Annotated in this window: 18 protein-coding genes; 12 read left to right on the top strand and 6 right to left on the bottom strand. The window is 68.7% G+C overall.

Annotated features, from left to right (window positions below; genetic code table 11):
* Positions 1-67: 67 nt before the first annotated feature.
* Positions 68-421: an ArsR/SmtB family transcription factor gene (locus tag EV652_RS05445; RefSeq protein ID WP_132207887.1), complete on the top strand. Its 354-nt coding sequence runs from the start codon at positions 68-70 to the stop codon at positions 419-421.
* Here EV652_RS05445 and EV652_RS45730 read toward each other — a convergent pair.
* The 3 genes from EV652_RS45730 to EV652_RS05435 are packed head-to-tail and all read right to left on the bottom strand — an operon-like array spanning position 418 to position 4,588.
* Positions 418-546, bottom strand: a complete 129-nt coding sequence (locus EV652_RS45730; RefSeq protein WP_255512573.1) for a hypothetical protein — start codon at positions 544-546, stop codon at positions 418-420. The two genes, EV652_RS05445 and EV652_RS45730, sit on opposite strands and share 4 nt — an antisense overlap.
* 9 nt (positions 547-555) lie before the next feature.
* A complete protein-coding gene (locus EV652_RS44480; RefSeq protein WP_199238036.1) occupies positions 556-732 on the bottom strand; it encodes a DUF6104 family protein in 177 nt (58 codons plus the stop codon).
* A 1-nt stretch (position 733) separates the two neighbouring features.
* A complete protein-coding gene (locus tag EV652_RS05435) occupies positions 734-4,588 on the bottom strand; it encodes a multifunctional oxoglutarate decarboxylase/oxoglutarate dehydrogenase thiamine pyrophosphate-binding subunit/dihydrolipoyllysine-residue succinyltransferase subunit (RefSeq protein ID WP_199238035.1) in 3,855 nt (1,284 codons plus the stop codon).
* Between the two features lie 589 nt (positions 4,589-5,177).
* On the opposite strand from EV652_RS05435, the gene EV652_RS05430 reads away from it, so the two are divergent.
* The 4 genes from EV652_RS05430 to EV652_RS05415 all read left to right on the top strand — a co-directional run bounded on the left by EV652_RS05430 (position 5,178) and on the right by EV652_RS05415 (position 10,013).
* Positions 5,178-5,849, top strand: a complete 672-nt coding sequence (locus EV652_RS05430) for a FadR/GntR family transcriptional regulator (RefSeq protein ID WP_132207886.1) — start codon at positions 5,178-5,180, stop codon at positions 5,847-5,849.
* Positions 5,850-5,857: 8 nt separating this feature from the next.
* Positions 5,858-6,076, top strand: a complete 219-nt coding sequence (locus tag EV652_RS05425; protein ID WP_132207885.1) for a DUF6343 family protein — start codon at positions 5,858-5,860, stop codon at positions 6,074-6,076.
* 154 nt (positions 6,077-6,230) lie between these two features.
* Complete coding sequence (locus EV652_RS05420; protein ID WP_132207884.1) at positions 6,231-7,811, top strand: ABC-F family ATP-binding cassette domain-containing protein; 1,581 nt, start codon at positions 6,231-6,233, stop codon at positions 7,809-7,811.
* Between the two features lie 93 nt (positions 7,812-7,904).
* A complete protein-coding gene (locus EV652_RS05415) occupies positions 7,905-10,013 on the top strand; it encodes a heavy metal translocating P-type ATPase (protein WP_132207883.1) in 2,109 nt (702 codons plus the stop codon).
* Here the strand turns inward: EV652_RS05415 and EV652_RS05410 are convergent.
* Positions 9,990-10,541: a TetR/AcrR family transcriptional regulator gene (locus EV652_RS05410; protein ID WP_132207882.1), complete on the bottom strand. Its 552-nt coding sequence runs from the start codon at positions 10,539-10,541 to the stop codon at positions 9,990-9,992. The genes EV652_RS05415 and EV652_RS05410 overlap by 24 nt on opposite strands.
* Before the next feature lie 66 nt (positions 10,542-10,607).
* Between EV652_RS05410 and EV652_RS05405 the strand changes: the two genes are divergently transcribed.
* Positions 10,608-10,919 carry a DUF2218 domain-containing protein gene (locus tag EV652_RS05405; RefSeq protein WP_132207881.1) on the top strand — a complete coding sequence of 104 codons (312 nt, stop codon included), beginning with the start codon at positions 10,608-10,610 and terminating at the stop codon, positions 10,917-10,919.
* A 42-nt stretch (positions 10,920-10,961) separates the two neighbouring features.
* On the opposite strand, the gene EV652_RS05400 is transcribed toward EV652_RS05405, so the two are convergent.
* Complete coding sequence (locus EV652_RS05400; protein WP_132207880.1) at positions 10,962-11,570, bottom strand: DUF305 domain-containing protein; 609 nt, start codon at positions 11,568-11,570, stop codon at positions 10,962-10,964.
* A 52-nt stretch (positions 11,571-11,622) separates the two neighbouring features.
* Positions 11,623-12,090 carry a DUF6153 family protein gene (locus tag EV652_RS05395; RefSeq protein WP_132207879.1) on the bottom strand — a complete coding sequence of 156 codons (468 nt, stop codon included), beginning with the start codon at positions 12,088-12,090 and terminating at the stop codon, positions 11,623-11,625.
* A gap of 124 nt (positions 12,091-12,214) precedes the next feature.
* Between EV652_RS05395 and EV652_RS05390 the strand changes: the two genes are divergently transcribed.
* The 6 genes from EV652_RS05390 (at position 12,215) to EV652_RS05365 (ending at position 20,135) form a co-directional block, all read left to right on the top strand.
* Positions 12,215-13,561, top strand: a complete 1,347-nt coding sequence (locus EV652_RS05390) for a purine-cytosine permease family protein (protein ID WP_132207878.1) — start codon at positions 12,215-12,217, stop codon at positions 13,559-13,561.
* A gap of 64 nt (positions 13,562-13,625) precedes the next feature.
* Positions 13,626-15,182, top strand: coding sequence for a hydantoinase/oxoprolinase N-terminal domain-containing protein (locus EV652_RS05385; protein ID WP_132207877.1), 1,557 nt, complete (start codon positions 13,626-13,628; stop codon positions 15,180-15,182).
* A complete protein-coding gene (locus EV652_RS05380) occupies positions 15,179-16,255 on the top strand; it encodes an S-methyl thiohydantoin desulfurase family protein (RefSeq protein ID WP_132207876.1) in 1,077 nt (358 codons plus the stop codon). The genes EV652_RS05385 and EV652_RS05380 overlap by 4 nt, the downstream gene beginning before the upstream one ends.
* A 76-nt stretch (positions 16,256-16,331) precedes the next feature.
* On the top strand, positions 16,332-17,447 hold the full coding sequence (locus EV652_RS05375) for an S-methyl thiohydantoin desulfurase family protein (protein ID WP_132207875.1): 1,116 nt from the start codon (positions 16,332-16,334) through the stop codon (positions 17,445-17,447).
* 79 nt (positions 17,448-17,526) lie between these two features.
* Positions 17,527-18,603, top strand: coding sequence for a DUF917 domain-containing protein (locus EV652_RS05370; protein WP_199238034.1), 1,077 nt, complete (start codon positions 17,527-17,529; stop codon positions 18,601-18,603).
* Positions 18,600-20,135 (top strand): PucR family transcriptional regulator, encoded by a 1,536-nt coding sequence (locus EV652_RS05365; protein ID WP_199238033.1) that lies wholly within the window; start codon positions 18,600-18,602, stop codon positions 20,133-20,135. The genes EV652_RS05370 and EV652_RS05365 overlap by 4 nt, the downstream gene beginning before the upstream one ends.
* Positions 20,136-20,140 lie beyond the last annotated feature (5 nt).

Here is a 20,140-nt window from a genome sequence, read left to right as displayed (position 1 = left end):
GAGACCGTCGTCACCGCGGCTCGGCGTACTGCCGCCTGACCGGTCCAGCGGTCACAATGACTGCGCGATGACCACATCCCCTGAACCGACGAAGGCGCAGCTCGAATCCGCCGCGGGCACCTTCGCGATGCTCTCCGCACCCGTCCGGTTGCACCTGGTGTCACTGGCGGCGCAGGGCGAGTACGACGTCGGCACACTGGCGGACCGGGTAGGCGTCAGCATCGCCACCGCCAGCCAGCACCTGGGCAAGCTGCGGCTGGCCGGCATCATCACCGCCCGGCGCGAGGGCCGGCGACACATCTACACCGTCGACGACCCGCACGTGCTCAACCTGGTCGACCAGATCTTCGAGCACATCGCCCCCGACGGCTCACTGGCTCCCGACCCACCCCGGCGTACCAGACCCCCGCACACCGACTAGAGAACGTGCCGCAGGTACCGCTCCGGCGCCTGCAGGTACGCCGGGATGGTGTGGGGCCGGCGCCCGGACGGACGAATGCCCTCCGCCGCGGCGACCCGTCGGACGGGATGGTCGGCGAAGGGCATTCGATCAGGCTAGTCGTCCTCGTCGTCGAGGCGGGCCAGCCAGGTGGCGAACCGCTCGATCGGAGTCTCGAACTCTGGGTTCAGGTCGACGAACTCGCGCAGCCGCTCGGCCACCCAGGCCAGCGTGACATCGTCCTCGCCACGCCGGCCCTCGAGTTCCTCGATCCCTCGGTCGGTGAAGTACACGTCAGCTGAACGCCTGCTTCAGCAGCGTCGCCTGCTCGGCCTGGTGCGCGCCCATCGAGCCCACCGACGTCGCCGACATGGCCGGCCGGGAGACCCGGTAGAACGGCCTGCCGCCGAGGTGCTCGGTCAGGTTCAGCGCCATGAACGGCCACGGACCCTGGTTCGCGGGCTCGTCCTGGACCCAGCGGATCTCGGTCGCGTTCGGGTACTTGGCCAGCTCCGCGACGATCTCGTCGACCGGCAGCGGATAGAGCTGCTCGACCCGGACGACCGCGGTGCTGGTCTTGTCCGGCTCCGCCTTCTTTCGCTCGGCCAGCAGGTCGTAGACGATCCGGCCGGAGGCCAGGACGACCCGCTCGACGGTGGCCGCGGTGGCCTCTGCCTCGGCGTCGCCGATGACCGGCCGGAAGGCGCCGTGGGTGAGCTCCTCCGGCTGCGACACCGCCTCCTTGCGCCGCAGCAGCTGCTTCGGCGTGAAGACGATCATCGGGTTGTGCTCCTCGCCGAGCGTGTGCCGGCGGATCAGGTGGAAGTACGACGCCGGCGTCGACGGCTGCGCCACCGTCATCGCGTTCTCGGCGCACAGCGACAGGAACCGCTCGATCCGGGCCGACGAGTGGTCCGGGCCCTGGCCTTCGTAGCCGTGCGGCAGCAGCAGCACGACACCCGACTTCTGGCCCCACTTCGCCTCACCGGCCGAGATGTACTCGTCGATGATCGACTGGGCGCCGTTGACGAAGTCGCCGAACTGCGCCTCCCACACCGTCAGCGCGTCCGGACGGGCCACGGAGTAGCCGTACTCGAAGCCGAGCGCGGCGTACTCGCTCAGCAGCGAGTCGTAGACGTGGAAGTTCGCCTGGTTCTCGTCCAGGTGCTGCAGCGGGACGTAGTCCTGGCCGTTGACCCGGTCGATGATCGCGGCGAACCGCTGCACGAATGTGCCCCGGCGGCTGTCCTGACCCGCGAGCCGCACCGGCCGTCCGGCCAGCAGCAGCGAACCGAACGCGGTCATCTCCGCGCTGGCCCAGTCGATCGGACCCTGGGTGATCGCGGTCGCCCGGCGCTGCAGTTGCGGCAGCACCTTCGGGTGCACGGTGAAGCCCTCCGGCAGCGTCGTGTGCGCGTCGGCGATCTTCTTCAGGATCTCGGGTGTCGTGGCGGTCGCGTCCGGGCCTTCCGGCTTGTCCGGGTAGACCGGGACGGTCACGTACGGCGCCGGGGTGTCCGGCTGGCTCTTCGCCTCGCGGACCTCGGTGAACACCCGCTCCAGCCGCTGCTGGAAGTCCCGCATCGCCTGCTCGGCCTCTTCGACCGTGATGTCGCCGCGGCCGATCAGGGCCTCGGTGTAGAGCTTGCGGACGGACCGCTTCTGCTCGATCAGGTCGTACATCAGCGGCTGGGTGAAGCTCGGGTCGTCGCCCTCGTTGTGACCGCGGCGGCGGTAGCAGACCAGGTCGATGACGACGTCCTTGTTGAACGCCTGCCGGTACTCGAAGGCCAGGTCGGCGACCCGGACACAGGCCTCGGGGTCGTCGCCGTTCACGTGGAAGATCGGCGCCTGCACCATCCGGGCGACGTCGGTGGAGTACATCGACGAGCGGGACGAGGCCGGCGAGGTGGTGAAGCCGACCTGGTTGTTCACGATCACGTGGATCGTGCCGCCGGTGCGGTAGCCGCGCAGCTGGGACAGGTTCAGCGTCTCCGCCACCACGCCCTGGCCGGCGAAGGCCGCATCACCGTGCACCAGGACCGGCAGCACCGGGAACGCCGCGCCGCGGTCCAGGATGTCCTGCTTGGCCCGGACGATGCCCTCGAGCACCGGGTCGACGGTCTCCAGGTGGGACGGGTTCGCCGCCACCGAGACCTTGATCTTGTCGCCGAACTCGGAGACGAACTCACCCTCGGCGCCCAGGTGGTACTTGACGTCACCGGAGCCCTGCACGGTCCGCGGGTCGATGTTGCCGTCGAACTCGCGGAAGATCTGGCCGTAGGACTTGCCGACGATGTTGGCCAGCACGTTCAGCCGGCCGCGGTGCGCCATCCCGATGACGACCTCGTCCAGGCCGGCGCCGGCCGCCTCCTCGCACAGCTCGTCGAGCAGCGGGATGGTGGTCTCGCCACCCTCCAGCGAGAAGCGCTTCTGGCCGACGTACTTGGTCTGCAGGAAGGTCTCGAACGCCTCGGCCTCGTTCAGCTTGGCCAGGATCCGCAGCTGCTCCTCGCGCGGCGGCTTGGTGTGCGGCCGCTCGACCCGCTCCTGCAGCCACCTGCGCTGCTCGGGGTCCTGGATGTGCATGTACTCGATCCCGGTGGTCCGGCAGTACGAGTCACGCAGGATGCCGAGGATCTCCCGCAGCTTCATGAACTTGCGGTCGGTGGCCTGGCCGAACGACCCGGTGGCGAACTCGCGGTCGAGGTCCCACAGGGTCAGGCCGTGCGTGGCCACGTCCAGGTCGGGGTGGCTGCGCTGCTTGTACTCCAGCGGGTCGGTGTCGGCCATGATGTGGCCGCGCACCCGGTAGGCGTGGATCAGCTCCAGGATCCGGGCCTGCTTGCTGATGTCGTCCTCGTGGCTGTGCGGGAGGTCGGCGGCCCAGCGGATCGGCTCGTAGGGGATCCGCAGCGACTGGAAGATCTCGTCGTAGAAACCCTCCTGGCCGAGCAGCAGCTGGTGCAGCCGGCGCAGGAACTCACCCGACTGGGCGCCCTGGATGATCCGGTGGTCGTACGTCGAGGTCAGCGTCATCACCTTGCTGACCGCGAGCTTGGCCATCGTCTCGTCGGCCGCGCCCTGGTACTCCGGCGGGTACTCCATCGCGCCGACGCCGACGATGCAGCCCTGGCCGGTCATCAGCCGCGGCACCGAGTGCTGGGTGCCGATGGTGCCGGGGTTGGTCAGACTGATCGTGGTGCCCTGGAAGTCGGGCAGCGCCAGCTTGTTGTCCCGGGCCCGCCGGACGATGTCCTCGTAGGCCATCCAGAACTCGGCGAACGTCATCGTCTCGGCGGCCTTGATCGACGGCACCAGCAACTGCCGGGTGCCGTCGGGCTTCTGCATGTCGATGGCCAGGCCCAGGTTGATGTGGGCCGGCTGGACCAGGGTCGGCTTGCCGTCGGTCTCGTCGTACGACGCGTTCATCTCCGGCAGCGTCTTCAGCGCCTTCACCAGCGCCCAGCCGATCAGGTGGGTGAAGGAGATCTTGCCGCCGCGGGCGCGCTTGAGGTGGTTGTTGATGACGATGCGGTTGTCGATCAGCAGCTTGACCGGGACCTGCCGGACGCTGGTCGCGGTCGGGACCGCGAGGCTGCTCTCCATGTTCTGCGCCGTCCGCGCGGGCGCCCCGCGCAGGATCTTCCGCTCCGCGTCCGCGGTGGTCTCGGGAGCGGGCTTGGGCTGGGCGCTGGGCGGCTGGTTCACCGTGCCTCCGGTCGGGGCGGCGCTGCTGGGAGCCGGTGCCGCTTTCGCTGCAGGTTGGTTCTGGGGTACGGCGGTCTGCGCACCGGCCGGCGGTGTTGCGGCAGCCGCGGCCGGAGCTGCGGCGGCAGGGGCAGCGGCGGTGGCCGCAGCTGCGGGCTGGCTCGAGGCGGGCGCGGACGCAGCTGTGCCGCGGCTCGGCGCCTCGGGAGTCTTGTTGTCCGACACCGCGTCGGGCCGGGGAGCGTTTGCCGGGGTCGTCGTCACCGGCTTCGCGTCACCAGGCTTGTAATCCTTGAAACTGCCGCTCTCGAAGATGGCGAGCCATGCCGGATCCACTGATTTCGGGTCCTGCAGGTACTTCTCGTACAGCTCGTCGACCAGCCATTCGTTAGCACCGAAGGCTGCTAGTGGATTCGTGTCTGATGGCTCGGTGGCCACTTGGCAGTTCGCCTCTTCCGATCGATCCGGTATCGCGGTGGTTAATGCTGATGTTATGGGGGCATCCCCAGGGGCAAGGCTAATAGCACGCGGACCACTTCCACAGCCCGGGATCACCGGACCAGTGCGTCGAGTGGTCGGGCCTTGTCGGCTTGATCGTTCGAGGCCTGAAACACTGTGCTGGCAGGTGTTTCAGCTCACAGGCCGCCGGTCCGGATGTGAGCGACCTGGTCGAAGGCATGCCGGAGTGCTGGACGCCTTACAGAGGTGGGATTCCGGCCCCTCCCGCGGTGACTCTGGGTGCACCGTTTGAGCGTGACTGGCCACTGTATGCAACTGACCACTCGCCGTCAGTGGTGAACAGGACTGCGCAGAAATGTGGTGAACCTCACGCTCTGGATCAGTCCAGTTCGCCCCCACTGGGCTCACCGCCGCAGCTCGAGCTCAGGTGATGGATGCCGTCGGGCAGGTACCGAAGGACAGGAGGTAGTCGCCTGAACAGCTTGTGCGGCGCGCGGCGCAGGCGGGGCGACCTGCCGGATCGGCGCCACCTCCTGTCCTTCGGTACCTCTCGCGCCATACTGACTGGATGGCGTTGACGGATGAGGCGATCGTCAAGATCAAGGGGATGATCACCTCGGGGGAACTGGGTCCGGGGGATCGGCTGCCGAAGGAGGCGGATCTCGCGGCGCGGCTCGGCCTGTCGCGGAACTCGCTGCGGGAAGCGGTGAAGGCGCTGACGCTGGTCAACGTGCTCGACGTGAAGCACGGCGACGGCACGTACGTGACCAGCCTGGACTCGGCGCATCTGCTCGATGCGCTGAACTTCATGGTCGACCTGCATCGCGACGACTCGGTCCTGCAGTTCTTCGAGGTACGGCGCTTGCTCGAGCCGGGGGTGGCCGCGCTGGCCGCTGTCCGGATCAGCAAGGAACAGCTGACGGAGTTGCGGCTGCTGTGCAGCGACCTGACCCCGGACGCGCCGGTGGAGGAGCTGGTCGCCAACGACCTGCGGTTCCATCGCGCGATCGCCGAGGCGACCGGGAATCAGGTCGTCTGCTCGCTGCTGGACGGCATCTCCGGCGCGACCCAGCGGGCCCGGATCTGGCGTGGGGTCACCCAGGCCGGCGCGGTCGAGCGGACGCTGTCGGAGCATGCCGCGATCCTGGACGCGATCGAGATCGGCGACGCGGAGGCGGCTCGCGCCTGGATGACCGCCCATATCGCCGGCGTCGAGACCTGGCTCCGCAAGGCGCCTTAGCGGCCGCTATGGCGTACGAGCCGCCACCGCCGCGCAGTGCCCTGACACTGCGGCTGGTGCTGGCGTGTTTCGGTGTCGCCATGTGGGTCACGGCCGCGGTCCTGTTCCTCGTGTACGACGTCCCCGCCGGCTGGGTGATCGCCTGCGGCGTGCTGGCGGTCGTCGCCCTGGTCGACCTGGTAATCGTTGCCTGGCGCAAGCATCGCGAGCACGTGGGGGATAAATAGTTGAACCGGTGAAGCAGTGCCCGTAATCTAGGTCGCGTCCCATTCCCGGCGTCAGGGGTCTGCGTTGTAGCTCCGAGGTCTTCTTTTCAGCCGGTGATCGCCACCCGTCGAGGTGTGCGGTCTCGTCCGAGACCTCTTCCTGGAGTACACGCACATGAGTCATTCCCTGTCCTGTACGGACCTCTTCTTCGCCTGGCCGGACGGCGACGTCCTGTTCGACGGGCTCAGTTTCGTCGCCGGACCCGTGCGGTCCGGACTCGTCGGCCGCAACGGGGCCGGCAAGTCGACGCTGCTCCGGCTGATCGCCGGCCGGCTCACCCCGCAGCGCGGCGCGATCCGCGTGAGCGGCGAACTCGGGTACCTGCCGCAGGACCTGACCCTCGACACCACGCTGCGCGTCGACCAGGCGCTCGGCATCGACGCCGTCCGCCGCGCCATCACCGCGATCGAGTCCGGTGACGCGTCGGAGGAGAACTTCGCCGTCGTCGGCGACGAGTGGGACGTGGACGAGCGGGCCGAGGCGCTGCTCGGCAAGCTCGGCCTCGGCGCGATCGAGCTCGATCGCAACGTCGGCGAGCTGTCCGGCGGCGAGACGATCCTGCTCGGGCTGGCCGCCGAGTTGCTCAGGCGTCCCGACGTACTGCTGCTCGACGAGCCCACCAACAACCTCGACCTGCGGGCGCGGCGGCATCTGTACGACGCCGTCGACCAGTTCCGCGGTGCGCTGCTGATCGTCAGCCACGATCGGGAGTTGCTGGACCGGGTCGACCAGATCGGCGACCTGCGCAAGGGCGACGTCACCTGGTACGGCGGCAACCTGACGGCGTACGAGGAAGCGGTGGCGATCGAGCAGGAGGCGGCCGAGCGGATGATGCGCTCGGCGGAGGCCGACGTCCGCAAGCAGAAGCGCGACCTGATCGAGGCGCGGATGAAGATGGACCAGCGCCGGGCGCGGGGCCAGCGGGCGTTCGAGCAGGGCGGGATCCCGAAGATCATCGCGGGCGGTCTGAAACGGTCCGCGCAGGTGTCGGCCGGGAAGCACCTCGGCATGCAGAGCGAGCGGCTCGACTCGGCGCAGGAGGCGCTGGCCGAGGCGGAGTCGCTGGTCCACGACGACGACGCGATCCGCGTCGACCTGCCGAAGACCGCCGTACCGGCGGGGCGGATCGTGCTGCGGCTCGAGGATCACGTGTTGCGGACCGGTGCGCAGGTGGATCTGGAGATCCGCGGGCCGGAGCGGATCGCACTCACCGGGCCGAACGGTGCGGGTAAGACGACATTGCTGGAGTCGGTCACGTCGGGGGAGTTGCCGGAGGTGCCGTACCGGTTGCTGCCACAGCGGCTCGATCTGCTGCAGGACGACCTGTCGATCGTCGACAATCTCGCCCTGCTGGCGCCGAGTACGGAGAACCAGGAGCGACGGTCGCGGTTGGCCCGCTTCCTCTTCCGTGGGCGTGCAGCCGATCAGTTGGTCAGCACGCTGTCGGGTGGCGAACGCTTCCGGGCGACCTTGGCCGCGCTGCTCCTGGCCGAGCCGCCGCCGCAGTTGCTCATGCTCGACGAGCCGACCAACAACCTCGACCTGGCCAGCGTCGCGCAATTGAAGGACGCCCTGTCGTCCTACAGCGGTGCGCTGCTCATCGCGAGCCACGACCTGCCGTTCCTGCGGGACATCGGCATCACCCGCTGGGTCGAGCTCACCCCCGAGACCCTGACCGACATCGAGCCTCTGTAGTACGCCGCGACTGCCCCGTCATCCCTGTGGATGGCGGGGCAGTTTTCTGTGCCGGGCTTGAGTGGAGATACCCCTAGGGGGTATGGTCTCAGTATGGATGAGCATCACGAGCACTCCGGGCATGACGCGCACGCCGGCCACGCGGGTGGGCATGAGGGTGGACATGAGGGGCACGGGGATCATGCGGCGCAGTTCAAGGACCGGTTCTGGATCAGCCTGGCGCTGGCGGTGCCGGTGGTGTTCTTCAGCGAGATGTTCGCCGACCTGCTCGGGTACATGCCGCCGGAGTTCCCCGGCTCGAACCTGATCGCGCCTGTCCTCGGCACTGTGATCTTCCTGTACGGCGGCCAACCGTTCCTGACCGGTGGATGGGGCGAACTGAAGTCCCGCCGGCCCGGGATGATGCTGCTGATCTCGATGGCGATCACGGTCGCGTTCGTCGCGTCTTGGGTGACCACGCTCGAGCTCGGCGGATTCGACCTGGACTTCTGGTGGGAGCTCGCGCTGCTGATCGTGATCATGCTGCTCGGGCACTGGCTGGAGATGCGCGCTCTCGGCGCCGCGTCGGGCGCGCTCGATGCGTTGGCCGCGTTGCTGCCCGACTCGGCGGAGAAGGTGACCGACGACGGTGTGGTCGAGGTGTCGCTGGCGGAGTTGCGCGAGGGCGACGTCGTCCTGGTCCGCTCGGGTGGTCGCGTACCCGCCGACGGGAAGGTGGTCGACGGACAGGCCGAGGTCGACGAGTCGATGATCACCGGCGAGTCCCGGCCGGTCCCGCGGGCCGTCGGCGACCCGGTCGTGGCCGGGACCGTTGCCACTGACAATGCTCTGCGGATCGAGATCACCGCGGTCGGGGAGAACACCGCGCTGGCCGGGATCCAGCGACTGGTCGCGGAGGCGCAGGCGTCGTCGTCCCGGGCGCAGGCGCTGGCGGATCGCGCCGCGGCCTTCCTGTTCTACTTCGCCTCGATCGCGGGTGTGATCACGTTCCTGGTCTGGACGTTGCTGGGCGAGGTCGGCGAGGCGGTGACCCGGACGGTGACTGTCCTGGTGATCGCCTGCCCCCACGCCCTCGGGCTGGCCATTCCGTTGGTGATCGCGATCTCCACCGAGCGCGCCGCGAAGGCCGGCGTACTGGTGAAGAACCGGTTGGCGCTGGAGCGGATGCGGACGATCGACGTCGTCCTGTTCGACAAGACCGGCACGTTGACCAAGGGGCAGCCGGTCGTGACCGGGGTCGCGGGCGTCGGTTCGGTGGCCGAGGATGAACTGCTGGAGCTGGCGGCCGCGGTCGAGGCGGACAGCGAACATCCGTTGGCCAAGGCAATCGTCCGGGCGCGCGACGAGCGATCCCGAGTCGGTGCCGGCAAGACGGCTGGCGAGGCCGGCGGGGTTGCTGGCGGCAACGGTCGGTTGGTCGCCTCGGAGTTCCGGTCGCTCACCGGACGCGGTGTGCAGGCTGTCGTGGATGGCGCCGAGGTTGCCGTAGGCGGTCCGGCTTTGCTGCGGGAGTACGGCGTACCCGAGCCTGCTGAGCTCGAGGCGGACGTGCAGGCTTGGAAGGAACGGGGTGCGGCGGTTCTGCATGTGGTTCGGGATGGGCAGGTGCTCGGGGCGGTCGCGTTGGAGGACGAGGTCCGCGAAGAGTCCAAGCAGGCAGTGGACGCGCTGCACCGGAGGGGTGTGAAGGTCGCGATGATCACCGGTGACGCGCATCAGGTGGCCGAGGCGGTGGCGAAGGAACTCGGGATCGACGAGGTCTTCGCCGAAGTACTGCCGCAAGACAAGGACGCCAAGGTCGCGGAGTTGCAGGCTCGCGGGCTGAAGGTCGCGATGGTCGGCGACGGCGTGAACGACGCACCGGCCCTGGCCCGCGCCGAAGTCGGCATCGCGATCGGCGCCGGCACGGATGTAGCCATCGAGTCAGCCGGTGTCGTCCTGGCCGCCGACGACCCGCGGGCGGTGTTGTCGGTGATCGAGTTGTCCAAGGCCAGCTACCGAAAGATGTGGCAGAACCTGGCCTGGGCCACCGGCTACAACGTCGTGACGGTCCCCCTGGCCGCAGGAGTCCTAGCCTTCGCTGGCATCCTCGTCTCGCCGGCCGTCGGCGCGATCCTGATGTCCGTCTCCACCATCGTGGTCGCCCTCAACGCGCAGCTGCTACGTCGCCTCGACCTCTCACCTGTCCACCTGACCTCGTAATCCGGCCAGCGTCACCGCGACCAGGCGCCGTACCGCCGCTTTCGACGGTACGGCGCCTGCCGCCGCCAGCGCATGCACGCAGTACGCGGCCAACTCCTTCGGCGGTACGTCGTCCCGCACGTCAGCCTCGGTCAGCAGTTCGGCGAGGAAGTCCACGAGGTGCTGACGGGCTCTCGCGACGTGTTCTGCGCGGTGCAGTGACGCGGCCGGTTCGGCAGTCGGGTGTGCGTGACAGATCAGCGCATACGCCTCCAGCACGTCCTCGAGACGCCCCGTCCGATCGCGGATGCCGACCAACTGCTGCAGGTGGTTGCCTACCTGGCGTTCGTGCCAGGCGACCAGGATCGTCTCGACGTCGGGGAAGTACTTGTAGAGCGTCGCCCGCCCCATGCCGGTCCGCTTCGCGATCTCCGACATCGTCACACCGGTCAGACCTCGCTCGGCGACCAGCGCGGCCGTCGCGTCGAGAGTCGCCTCCCGGACGGCGTGACGGTGCGCGTCGATGGTGTCGTCCCACAGCTTCGGCACGGCCCAAGACTACCTGGACATAGTGTCGCTGTTCGAGACACTATGTATTGAAAAAGGAGTGCTGGGATGCCGGTGATGGAGGCGTACGTCGCAACAGAGCGGGCGGCGCGGTATGTCGAGCAGTTGAGCAGTCACTTCGCGCACGAGCCGGGCGGGATGCGGCTGCTGGCGCAGCAGCCGGGCGAGTTGCTCATCGATCTCGGTCCGGCGACCTGGCGGATCGTCGCCGAGCCGGACCGGCTGGTGCTCAGGGTGGAGGCTGCCGACGCCGCGCGGCTTGATGAGGTGAGTGCTCATGTCGCCGAGCGCATCGAGCAGATCGGCCGCCGCGACGACCTGCGGGTTCGCTGGGAGCGGGTCGACGGTATGAGCAAGTGATCGGGCCGGGCTCGCCTTCACGGAGAGCCCGGCGTCGTCCGATCAGCTCACGGGGAGTTGGCCCACGAGTCTTTGCATGGTCGCGATCTCGGCGGTCTGGGCAGCCTGGACCTTCTGTGCCAGGGCGATGGACGCGGGGTCCTTGCCGTTGGCCTGTTCGGTCTTGGCCATTGCCACCGCCCCCTGGTGATGCTTGATCATCAACTGGATCCACATCCGGTCGAACATGCTGCCTTGCTGTTTGCCGAGGTCGGACATCTCCTCCTCGGTCATCATCCCGGGCATCTCCTCGTGCCCGCCGTGGCCGCCGTGGCTCGGGGTCGGGACCGGTTTGCCCCAACCGGTCAGCCAGCCGGACATCAGCTTGATCTCCGGGTCCTGCGCGGCCTTGATCGCGGTGGCGAGTTTCTTCACCTCAGGGGTGGTCGCCTGGTAACCCGCCATGCTCGCCATCTGCACGGCTTGCTGGTGATGTGGGATCATCTGGGTCGCGAACCTGACATCGGCGTCGTTGTACGCCGCCGCCGCGGAGGTCGGCGTACTCGAACTGCTGTGGTTCATCCCCGGCATCGGGCCGGCGTCGGAGTCACCACAGCCGGTCAGCGCCACTGTGGCGACAAGTAAGGCGGTCGTGCCGTAGACGTGCTTCATCGCAAATCCTTTGATGTCGAAGAGTTGGTACGGCGAAACGAACCTGATCGGCTCAGGTCCGCAGGACGCACAACTTCGACAGCGATGGAGCAAGCCAGGGCGGAGAGCGCTCACTCAGCACGACCCGCGCGGCGGGCGGGAGCAAGAGCACGAGCCGCCACGCCAGCAGACTCCGCAACGCCAGCACCAACGCCAGGAACAGCAAGAGCCCGGTCAGCATCGCCACGCAGGCTGACACCATCCCGTGCTGATCCCCTGCGGGTGCGATCGCCACTCGGTCGAACGCGTCGACGAGAGCGATAGGCAACGCCACCTCGTGCTTCACGTGAGGTGCGGCGACGTCTGCTGTCCGCATCGCGGTGGCCGGTTCTGTCTGCATCGCAGTGGCCGGGTGCCCCGTCGGCATCGCGGCGTCATGGTGGGCGGTGAGGCCGTGCATGGCGAAGACGCCGACGACTACTCCGAGCACACCCAGGAGGCGCAGCAGTAGCGCTCCGCGACGAGGGACCCGGCTGTTCATCGTGACAAGAGTAGCGACCTGGGCTGGGTGCACAGTGCGGCCGCGTCAGGTGTGCACAATGGACGGTGAGCCGGGTCGGCCGGCGTCGTACGTTCGATGGAATCCCCAGTCCTGGAGGTTCCCCATGGCCGCTTCACAGGTCGGTACCGACGACTATGCGCTCGCCCGGGTCCCGGCGAGTGCCCGATATTCCTGGTGGTCTGTCGCGACCCAGCGGTTCGGGCAGATCTCCGCACTCAGTCAGTTCCTGCTCGGGGCCACGCTGGGGTTCGGGATGGACTTCTGGACCGCGTTCTGGGCGCTCACGCTCGGCGCGGTGATCCTCGAACTGGTGGCGATCCTGATCGGCATCATCGGCGCTCGCGAGGGTCTGCAGACCTCGGTGATCGCGCGCTGGACCGGGTTCGGCCAGGCCGGTTCGTCGCTGATCGGGCTGGCGATCGGGATCAGCCTGATCGGCTGGTTCGGCATCCAGTCCGCCGTGTCCGCGGCCGGCCTTAGTGCGCTGGTCGGCGTACTGCCCACCTGGGGATGGTCGCTGGTGTTCGGTCTGGCCGTGACCTTCGTCGTCCTGCGCGGCTTCCACTCGATGGCCTGGGTCGCCTACGTGACCGTGCCGGCCTTCCTCATCCTGGTCGGCTGGTCGATCATCAGCGAACTGTCCAACCACAGCCTCGGCGCGCTGACCAGCTCCGCGCCACCCGGTCCGCCGCTGAGTCTGCTGGAAGGTACGACGCTCGTCGCCGGCGGCTTCATCGTCGGCGCCGTCATCACCCCGGACATGACCCGGTTCAACCGTGGGGTCGGCGACGTGGTGAAGCAGACGCTGCTGGGGATCACTCTCGGCGAGTACGTGATCGGCCTGTCCGGCGTCCTGCTCGCGCACGCGGTCGGCTCGGCGAACGTGATCACGATCGTCACCTCGTCGGTCGGCTGGGTCGGCACGCTGGTGATCATCCTCGGCACCATGAAGATCAACGACTGGAACCTCTACAGCTCCGGCCTCGGCGTGGTGAACTTCATCGGCACCGTCTTCGGCCGGCACGTCAACCGGGCCGCGGTCACCCTCGTGGTCGGCGTCATCGGCAGCGTGCTCGCGGCCGGCGGCATCCTGGACAAGTTCACCGAGTTCCTGATCGTGCTCGGCGTCGCGTTCCCGCCGATCGCCGGGATCATGGTCGCGGAGTACTTCGTGGTGAAGCGCTGGCGTCCCGAGCTCGACCAGACGCGCGACCACGGCACCCTGCCCGCGACCGCGCCGACCTGGGTGCCGGCCACGATCGTGATCTGGATCGGCGCCGCCCTGATCGGCAAGTACGTCGAGTGGGGCCTGCCCAGTATCAACTCGCTCGTCGTCGGCTTCGTCGCGTACGTCGTGGCCGGCAAGCTCGGCCTGATCCGCGGTGTCGGCACGAGTCGCACCATGGACAGCGAGCAGACCGAAACCACCGCCGTCCCGGCCACCAGCTAGCCACTCTGCGGTACGGCGACCTGCCCTCAGCCGGTCGCCGTACCCGAAACCCAGGAGGATCCGCATGCGTATCGGCATCGATGTCGGTGGCACCAACACCGACGCCGTGCTGCTCGAGGGCAACACTGTGCTCGCGGCCAACAAGTCGGCCACCAGCGAGGACGTGACGGCGGGCATCATCGACACCCTCGACCGGTTGCAGGCCGAGCGGTCGTTCGACCCGGCCCAGGTGCAGGCGGTGATGATCGGCACCACGCACTTCATCAACGCGCTGGTCGAGGCGCGCAGGCTCGCCCCGACTGCGGCGCTGCGGCTCGGCCTTCCCGCGACCGCATCGCTGCCGCCGCTGGTGGACTGGCCGCAGCGACTGGTCGAGGCGGTCAGCGGTCGCAGTTATCTGGCGCACGGCGGGCACGAGTTCGACGGCCGGCACATCGCCGAGCTGGACGAGGATGAGCTGCGCCGGCACGCCGCGGACATGCTCGCGCATGGCGTCCGGTCGGTGGCGATCTCGTCGGTGTTCTCGCCGGTGAGCAACGAGTTCGAGCTGCGTGCCGCGGAGATCCTGCGGTCCGAGCTCGGCGACGACGTGGCCATCTCGTTGTCACACGAGATCGGCCGGATCGGCCTGCTGGAGCGGGAGAACGCGACCATCATCAACGCGGCGCTACGGGAGCTCGCCGCGAGTATTGTCGACGGTCTCGCGGGCGCAGTCGCCGGGCACGGCATCGCCGCGCCGCTGTACCTGAGCCAGAACGACGGCACCCTGATGGACGTCGACTTCGCCCGGCGCTACCCGGTCGCCACCTTTGCGTCCGGCCCGACGAACTCGATGCGCGGCGCGGCTCTGCTGTCCGGCCTCGACACCTGCGCGGTCGTCGACGTCGGCGGTACGACGACCGATGTCGGCGTACTCACGCACGGATTCCCGCGGGAGGCGACCACCGAGGTGGACGTGGCCGGCGTACGGACGAACTTCCGGATGCCGGACGTGCTGAGCATCGGCATCGGCGGCGGCAGTTTGGTGGCCGGGGACAACGACCTGGTGACGGTCGGTCCTCGGTCGGTGGGCTACCGGTTGACCGACGAGGCCTTGGTCTTCGGCGGTACGACGTTGACCGCGACCGATATCGCGGTCGCGGCCGGGCGGGCTGAGGTGGGGTCGGCTGATGCGGTCGCCGATCTGGACCCGACGCTGGTCAAGGCTGCTCTTGCCCGGGTCGCGGCCGATATCGCGGACGCGGTGGAGCGGATGCGGACGTCGCCCGACCCGCTGCCGGTGGTGGCGGTCGGTGGTGGGTCGATCCTGTTGCCCGACGATCTGCCGGGCAGTCTGGCGGTGCATCGGCCGGATCACTTCGCGGTCGCGAACGCGATCGGTGCGGCCATCGCACAGGTGGGCGGCGAGGTGGATCGGGTGTACGCGATCGATCCCGGTCGTCGCGACGCGGTGGTCGACGAGGCTCGCCAGGAGGCGGTCGACCGAGCGGTCGCGGCCGGTGCCGATCCGGCACAGGTGCGGATTGTCGACTTCGACGAGGTGCCGATTCCTTACCTACCCGGCAACGCCACCCGTATCCGCTGCAAGGCGGTCGGCGACCTGCGGCTGGGGCAGTCATGACGACTCTTACTGCGGCTGATCTCGGGCCGCTCGCGCGTGGGGCCGCCGTACTGGGGACTGGTGGTGGCGGTGATCCGCACATCGGCCGGCTGCTTGCCGAGCAGGCGTTGCGCTCGCACGGAGTCGTCGAGTTGGTGAGCGTGAACGACCTGCCGGACGACGCCTGTGTGTTGCCGGTGGCAATGATGGGTGCGCCGACCGTGATGGTCGAGAAGCTCCCGTCCGCGGACCAGATCGCGATCGCGGTCCAGACACTGGCCAAGTACGTCGGCAAGACGCCTACCCACATCGCCTGTATCGAGGCCGGCGGCGTCAACTCGATGGTCCCGGTGATCGCGGCCGCCCAGCTCGGCCTGCCGCTGGTCGATGGTGACGGGATGGGCCGCGCGTTCCCCGAACTGCAGATGGTGCTGCCGACCCTGGCCGGGATCGAGGCAACACCGATGTCGATTGTCGACGAAAAAGGAAACCGCGGTGTTTTCGACACGATCGACAACACCTGGGCAGAGCGGCTGGCGCGGTCCGCGACGGTGGACATGGGGTGTTCGGCGATCGTCTCGCTGTACGCGATGACGGGTGCCGAGGTGCGTGCGGCGTTCGTGCCGGGGACGCTCAGCCAGTGCCTCGCGACCGGTCTGGCCATCGACGAGGCGCGGCGTTCGCTCAGTGATCCGGTGGCCGCGGTGGTCGATCGGCTCGGCGGGCGGTTGCTGCATGTCGGGAAGGTTGTCGACGTTCAGCGTCGTACGACGACCGGCTTCGCGCGCGGTGATGCGACCGTCGACGGGCTGGACGCATCGCTCGGACGCGTGCTGGTACTGCGTTTCCAGAACGAGCACCTGGTCGCAGAGATCGACGGTGCCGCGGTCGCGACCACGCCGGACCTGATCATCGTGCTGGACACCGAGTCCGGCGAGCCGATCACCACAGAAGCCCTGCGCTACGGGCAACGCGTGAGTGTGTTGGCCGCGCCGTCCGACGAACGCTGGCATTCGCCGGCCGGTATCGCCCTGGTCGGACCGCGCTACTTCGGCTACGACCTCGACCCGATTCGGGCGTTGGAGACGGTATGACCGAGCGTAGCGAGGGAATCATTCAACACAGCGCGATTCGTGCCTCATGCCCGCCCGGAGCGAAGCGAGGACGGGCATGAGCTGGACATTGGACATCGAGCATCTGCGGGATCTTGCGCGTGGGGCGGCGATTCTCGGGACCGGGGGTGGCGGGGATCCGTTGATCGGGCGGTTGCTGGTGGAGCAGGCGATCCGGGAGCACGGGCCGGTGACCGTGCTCGACCCGGACGAGCTCGACGACGACGCGTTCGTCATCCCGACCGCGCAGATGGGTGCGCCGACCGTGATCGTGGAGAAGATCCCGCGCGGCAGCGAACCGGTCGGCGCGCTGCGGGCCCTCGAACGTCACCTCGGCCGCACCGCCGACGCGACCATGCCGATCGAGTGCGGCGGCATCAACTCGATGATCCCGCTGCTGGTCGCGGCCCGGACCGGCCTCCCGGTGGTCGACGCCGACGGTATGGGCCGCGCGTTCCCGGAGCTCCAGATGGAGACGTTCTCGGTGTACGGCGTACCAGGGTCGCCGATGGCGATCGCGGGCGAACACGACGAAACAGTTGTCATCGATACGGGTGTCGACAATCGACAGATGGAATGGCTGGCCCGCGGGATCACCATCCGATTGGGCGGAGTCGCACACATCGCCGAGTACTCGATGACGGGCGCCGAGGTGAAGCGCACCGCCGTACCGCGGACGCTGTCACTAGGCCTGTCGCTCGGCCGGGCGGTCCGACTCGCGCGCGAGTCGCACGGTGACCCGATCGAGGCTGTGCGTACGGCGCTCGCTCCGACGCTGTACAACCACTTGCGAGTGCTGTTCCGCGGCAAAGTGGTCGACGTCGAGCGCCGTACTGTCGAAGGCTTCGCCCGCGGCCGGGTCCGGTTCGCGTCGTACGACGACACCTCTTCGCTGGAACTGCGCTTCCAGAACGAGAACCTGGTCGCTGAGGTCGACGGTTCGGTTGTCTGCACGGTCCCGGATCTCATCTGCGTCCTGGAGGCGGACACCGCCGAGCCGATCACCACTGAGGGCCTGCGGTACGGCCAGCGCGTCACCGTCGTCGGTATCTCGACACCGGACCTGATGCGGACGCCGGAGGCGCTGGCGGTCTTCGGGCCGTCGTGCTTCGGACTCGACGTGGAGTTCTCGCCGGTCGAGCGCCGTACCGACGCCGTCCTCACCACCCCCTGACCCTCGGCCCACCGCGCGACCCCTCCACGGTGGGCCGAGGGTCCACCCGGTGGGCAGGCTGCGGTGACATCATCAGCCCATGACGACCGTCATCCGGGAGCGGGACCTGGAGGCGCTGGTCGTCGGCGTCACTCTGCTGGGGTCCGGTGGTGGCGGCGACAGCCGGGCCTTCGGGCGGATCCTGCAGCGGCGGCTGGGGACCGGTGACCTGGAGCTGCTGGACGCGGCGGACGTTGCCGACGGCTACCTGAGCCCGGTCGGCGTGGTCGGGGCGACCAGTGTGCTCTCCGAGAAGCTGCCGAGTGGCAGAGAGTTCGCTACAGCTGTGCAGGCCGTCAGCCGCTGGACCGATCAGCCGGTCGACGGGTTGATGTCGCTGGAGGCAGGTGGCCTGAACGGCCTCAGCGCACTGGTTGCCGCGGTGGACATGGGTCTGCCGTTCGTCGACGCGGACTTGATGGGCAGGGCGCTGCCGCGACTCGACCAGTTCTCGTGGGCGGTGGCCGGGCGTTCGTTGACGCCCTGTGCGTTGAGTGAGCCGGGCGGTCAGGTCGTAGTCGTCGACAACATCGATCCGGCCGGGCTGGAGCGCGCCGTACGCAGCTTCGTCGTACATACGGGTGGTTGGGCCGTGCTGGCGCTCGCACCGACCCCTGCCGCAGCCGCGATCTCCGATGCGGTCAACGGCAGCCTGGCCAGGGCACTCGAGCTCGGCCGTACACACGCGGGTCTGCCCGTCTCCGCCGCACCCAGCGAAGTGGCTGGGGCTCTCGGCGGGCGGCTGCTGGGTGACGGGCGAGTCGACGAGGTGGCGCGGTACGGCGGTCGGTCGCACGGCGCGGGTGGTGCGTTCGGACGCGGGACTGTCTGTGTTGTCGACGAGCCGAGTCGTGCGGTGGTCCGGATCGAGACCGAGAACGAGTACCTGCTGGCGATGGTCGACGGCGAACCAGTGGTGACCACGCCGGACCTGGTGTGTGTGCTGGACCGGCGGACCCTGCAGCCGATCGCGGTCGACGCCATTCGCTCTGGTGACGAGGTGCTGGTGATCGCCCTGCCAGGGCCGGAGTGGTGGCGACACGGCGAGCGTCTGACTCACGTCGGTCCGCGGGCCTTCGGCCTGACCTGCGACCCACTGTTGCTGGCGGCCTCGTGACTGGGCTGGCGCCGACGCTGGCGGCGATGCTGACGTCGCCGGGGTGGCGGGGGGTCGTCGTACTGGGTGGTGGACAGGAGCCGGGGCCTTCGTTGGCCGGGTCGCGGGTCTTGATGGATGTTGCCGGGCATCCGTCGCCGATGCGCGGGGAGTTGCTCGTCGTACTGCTGGCGTCGGATCACACCGACTGGCGGATCGATGCGCTGATCAGCAGAGCCTCGGCGGCGGGTGTGGCTGCTGTGCTGCTGGCCGGTGTGGAGCCGTTGGGGCGTGGGGCTCAGTTGCTGGCCGAACGGCTGCAGTTGCCGGTGTTGGGAAGTCTGGATCCGTTAGCCGCGCATGAGCACCTCAACCGGGTGACGGCCGAACCCGAGCTCGTGCGGGCGGACTTGGTGCTGCGGGCGGTGACCGCGCTGCGGCGGTCCGACGGTGAGCTCGACTCGGTGCTGCGTACGACGTCCGCCGTACTGGAGAGGCCGGTGACACTGGCCGGGTCTGACGGCGGAACGTTGGCGGGGGAGCCGTTGGAGGCTGCTGAGCGACCTGAGTTGGTTGCTGCGTTGCCTGCGGTGCCTGTGACGTGGGCGGCGCCGTACCGGGTGGATCTGCCGAGTGGTGCGGTACTGATCGCGGTATCTGTGCTTGGTGCGGGGCCTGCGTGCTGGCTGGTGGCTCGACTGCCTGGTGTGGTGCCGGCTGAGGTTGCCGCCGTACCTATTGTGCTGACTGTGGTTGCGCCGGCGGTTGGGCAGCGGTTGGCGTTGCGGCGGTTGGAGTTGGAGCGGGACGCTCGGCAACGTACGTCGCTGCTGGGGGAGTTGCTGCACGGTGAGCCGTCGGAGGCGACTCGGCGACGTGCGGTCGACCTGGGTTGGCAGTTGGACGGCTGGCACACCGGCATCCGGATCGGCGCCGACGGACAGGTGGATGTGGCAGGTCGCCGTACCGACGTAGTCGAGGCCTTCGACGCGGAGGGCTTGCAGGCGGTCGTTGTCGAGCAGGGCGACGGCTGGTCCGCGTGGATCACCGCTGCGCGCGAACCGACCTCCACCGAGGTCCAGGAGCAAGCCGCAGCCATCCGCCGCGTCCAACGCAGCCTGGTGCAAACCGTCGACGCCTATGTGGGCGTAGGCCGCGTCCAACCCGGCCCGGGCGGCATCGCCACCTCGCTTGCCGAAGCAGGCGACGCAGCCGGGCTGGCCCGCGGCCGCCCCGAAACCGGCCGCTTCCTGCACGTCGACCGCCTGGGCCTGGCCCAACTCCTCCTGGCCTGGACCCGCACCGACACCTTCCAACCAGCCGCGCGGGCCCTGTTGGCCCCCATCCAGGACCAACCAGGCGACCTGGTCGGCACGCTGGCCGCCTATCTGGACACCGAGTCCTCACTAGCCGAAACCGCCGCGGTCCTCGGCATCCACCGCAACACCGTCTCCGCCCGCATCACCAAGATCCAGCAACTCCTAGGCGTAGACCTCGCCAACTCCGACGAGCGCCTGGCCCTCCACCTAGCCTGCCGAACCGCCCGCGACTAGCGCGG

Origin of the sequence: Kribbella steppae, from assembly GCF_004342025.1 — a bacterium.
In the GTDB taxonomy this organism is placed as follows: domain Bacteria; phylum Actinomycetota; class Actinomycetes; order Propionibacteriales; family Kribbellaceae; genus Kribbella; species Kribbella steppae.
This window is presented reverse-complemented; position numbering and strand designations above follow the sequence as displayed.

Excerpts from the sequence above, each read along its gene's own strand:
- EV652_RS05430 (WP_132207886.1), top strand. The coding sequence starts at position 5,178 with ATGGCGTTGACGGATGAGGCGATCGTCAAGATCAAGGGGATGATCACC.
- EV652_RS05420 (WP_132207884.1), top strand. The coding sequence starts at position 6,231 with ATGAGTCATTCCCTGTCCTGTACGGACCTCTTCTTCGCCTGGCCGGAC.
- EV652_RS05375 (WP_132207875.1), top strand. The coding sequence starts at position 16,332 with ATGAGCTGGACATTGGACATCGAGCATCTGCGGGATCTTGCGCGTGGG.
- EV652_RS05380 (WP_132207876.1), top strand. The coding sequence starts at position 15,179 with ATGACGACTCTTACTGCGGCTGATCTCGGGCCGCTCGCGCGTGGGGCC.
- EV652_RS05395 (WP_132207879.1), bottom strand. The coding sequence starts at position 12,090 with ATGAACAGCCGGGTCCCTCGTCGCGGAGCGCTACTGCTGCGCCTCCTG.
- EV652_RS45730 (WP_255512573.1), bottom strand. The coding sequence starts at position 546 with ATGCCCTTCGCCGACCATCCCGTCCGACGGGTCGCCGCGGCGGAGGGC.
- EV652_RS05390 (WP_132207878.1), top strand. The coding sequence starts at position 12,215 with ATGGCCGCTTCACAGGTCGGTACCGACGACTATGCGCTCGCCCGGGTC.
- EV652_RS05385 (WP_132207877.1), top strand. The coding sequence starts at position 13,626 with ATGCGTATCGGCATCGATGTCGGTGGCACCAACACCGACGCCGTGCTG.
- EV652_RS05370 (WP_199238034.1), top strand. The coding sequence starts at position 17,527 with ATGACGACCGTCATCCGGGAGCGGGACCTGGAGGCGCTGGTCGTCGGC.
- EV652_RS05445 (WP_132207887.1), top strand. The coding sequence starts at position 68 with ATGACCACATCCCCTGAACCGACGAAGGCGCAGCTCGAATCCGCCGCG.
- EV652_RS05400 (WP_132207880.1), bottom strand. The coding sequence starts at position 11,570 with ATGAAGCACGTCTACGGCACGACCGCCTTACTTGTCGCCACAGTGGCG.
- EV652_RS05415 (WP_132207883.1), top strand. The coding sequence starts at position 7,905 with ATGGATGAGCATCACGAGCACTCCGGGCATGACGCGCACGCCGGCCAC.
- EV652_RS05425 (WP_132207885.1), top strand. The coding sequence starts at position 5,858 with ATGGCGTACGAGCCGCCACCGCCGCGCAGTGCCCTGACACTGCGGCTG.
- EV652_RS05405 (WP_132207881.1), top strand. The coding sequence starts at position 10,608 with ATGCCGGTGATGGAGGCGTACGTCGCAACAGAGCGGGCGGCGCGGTAT.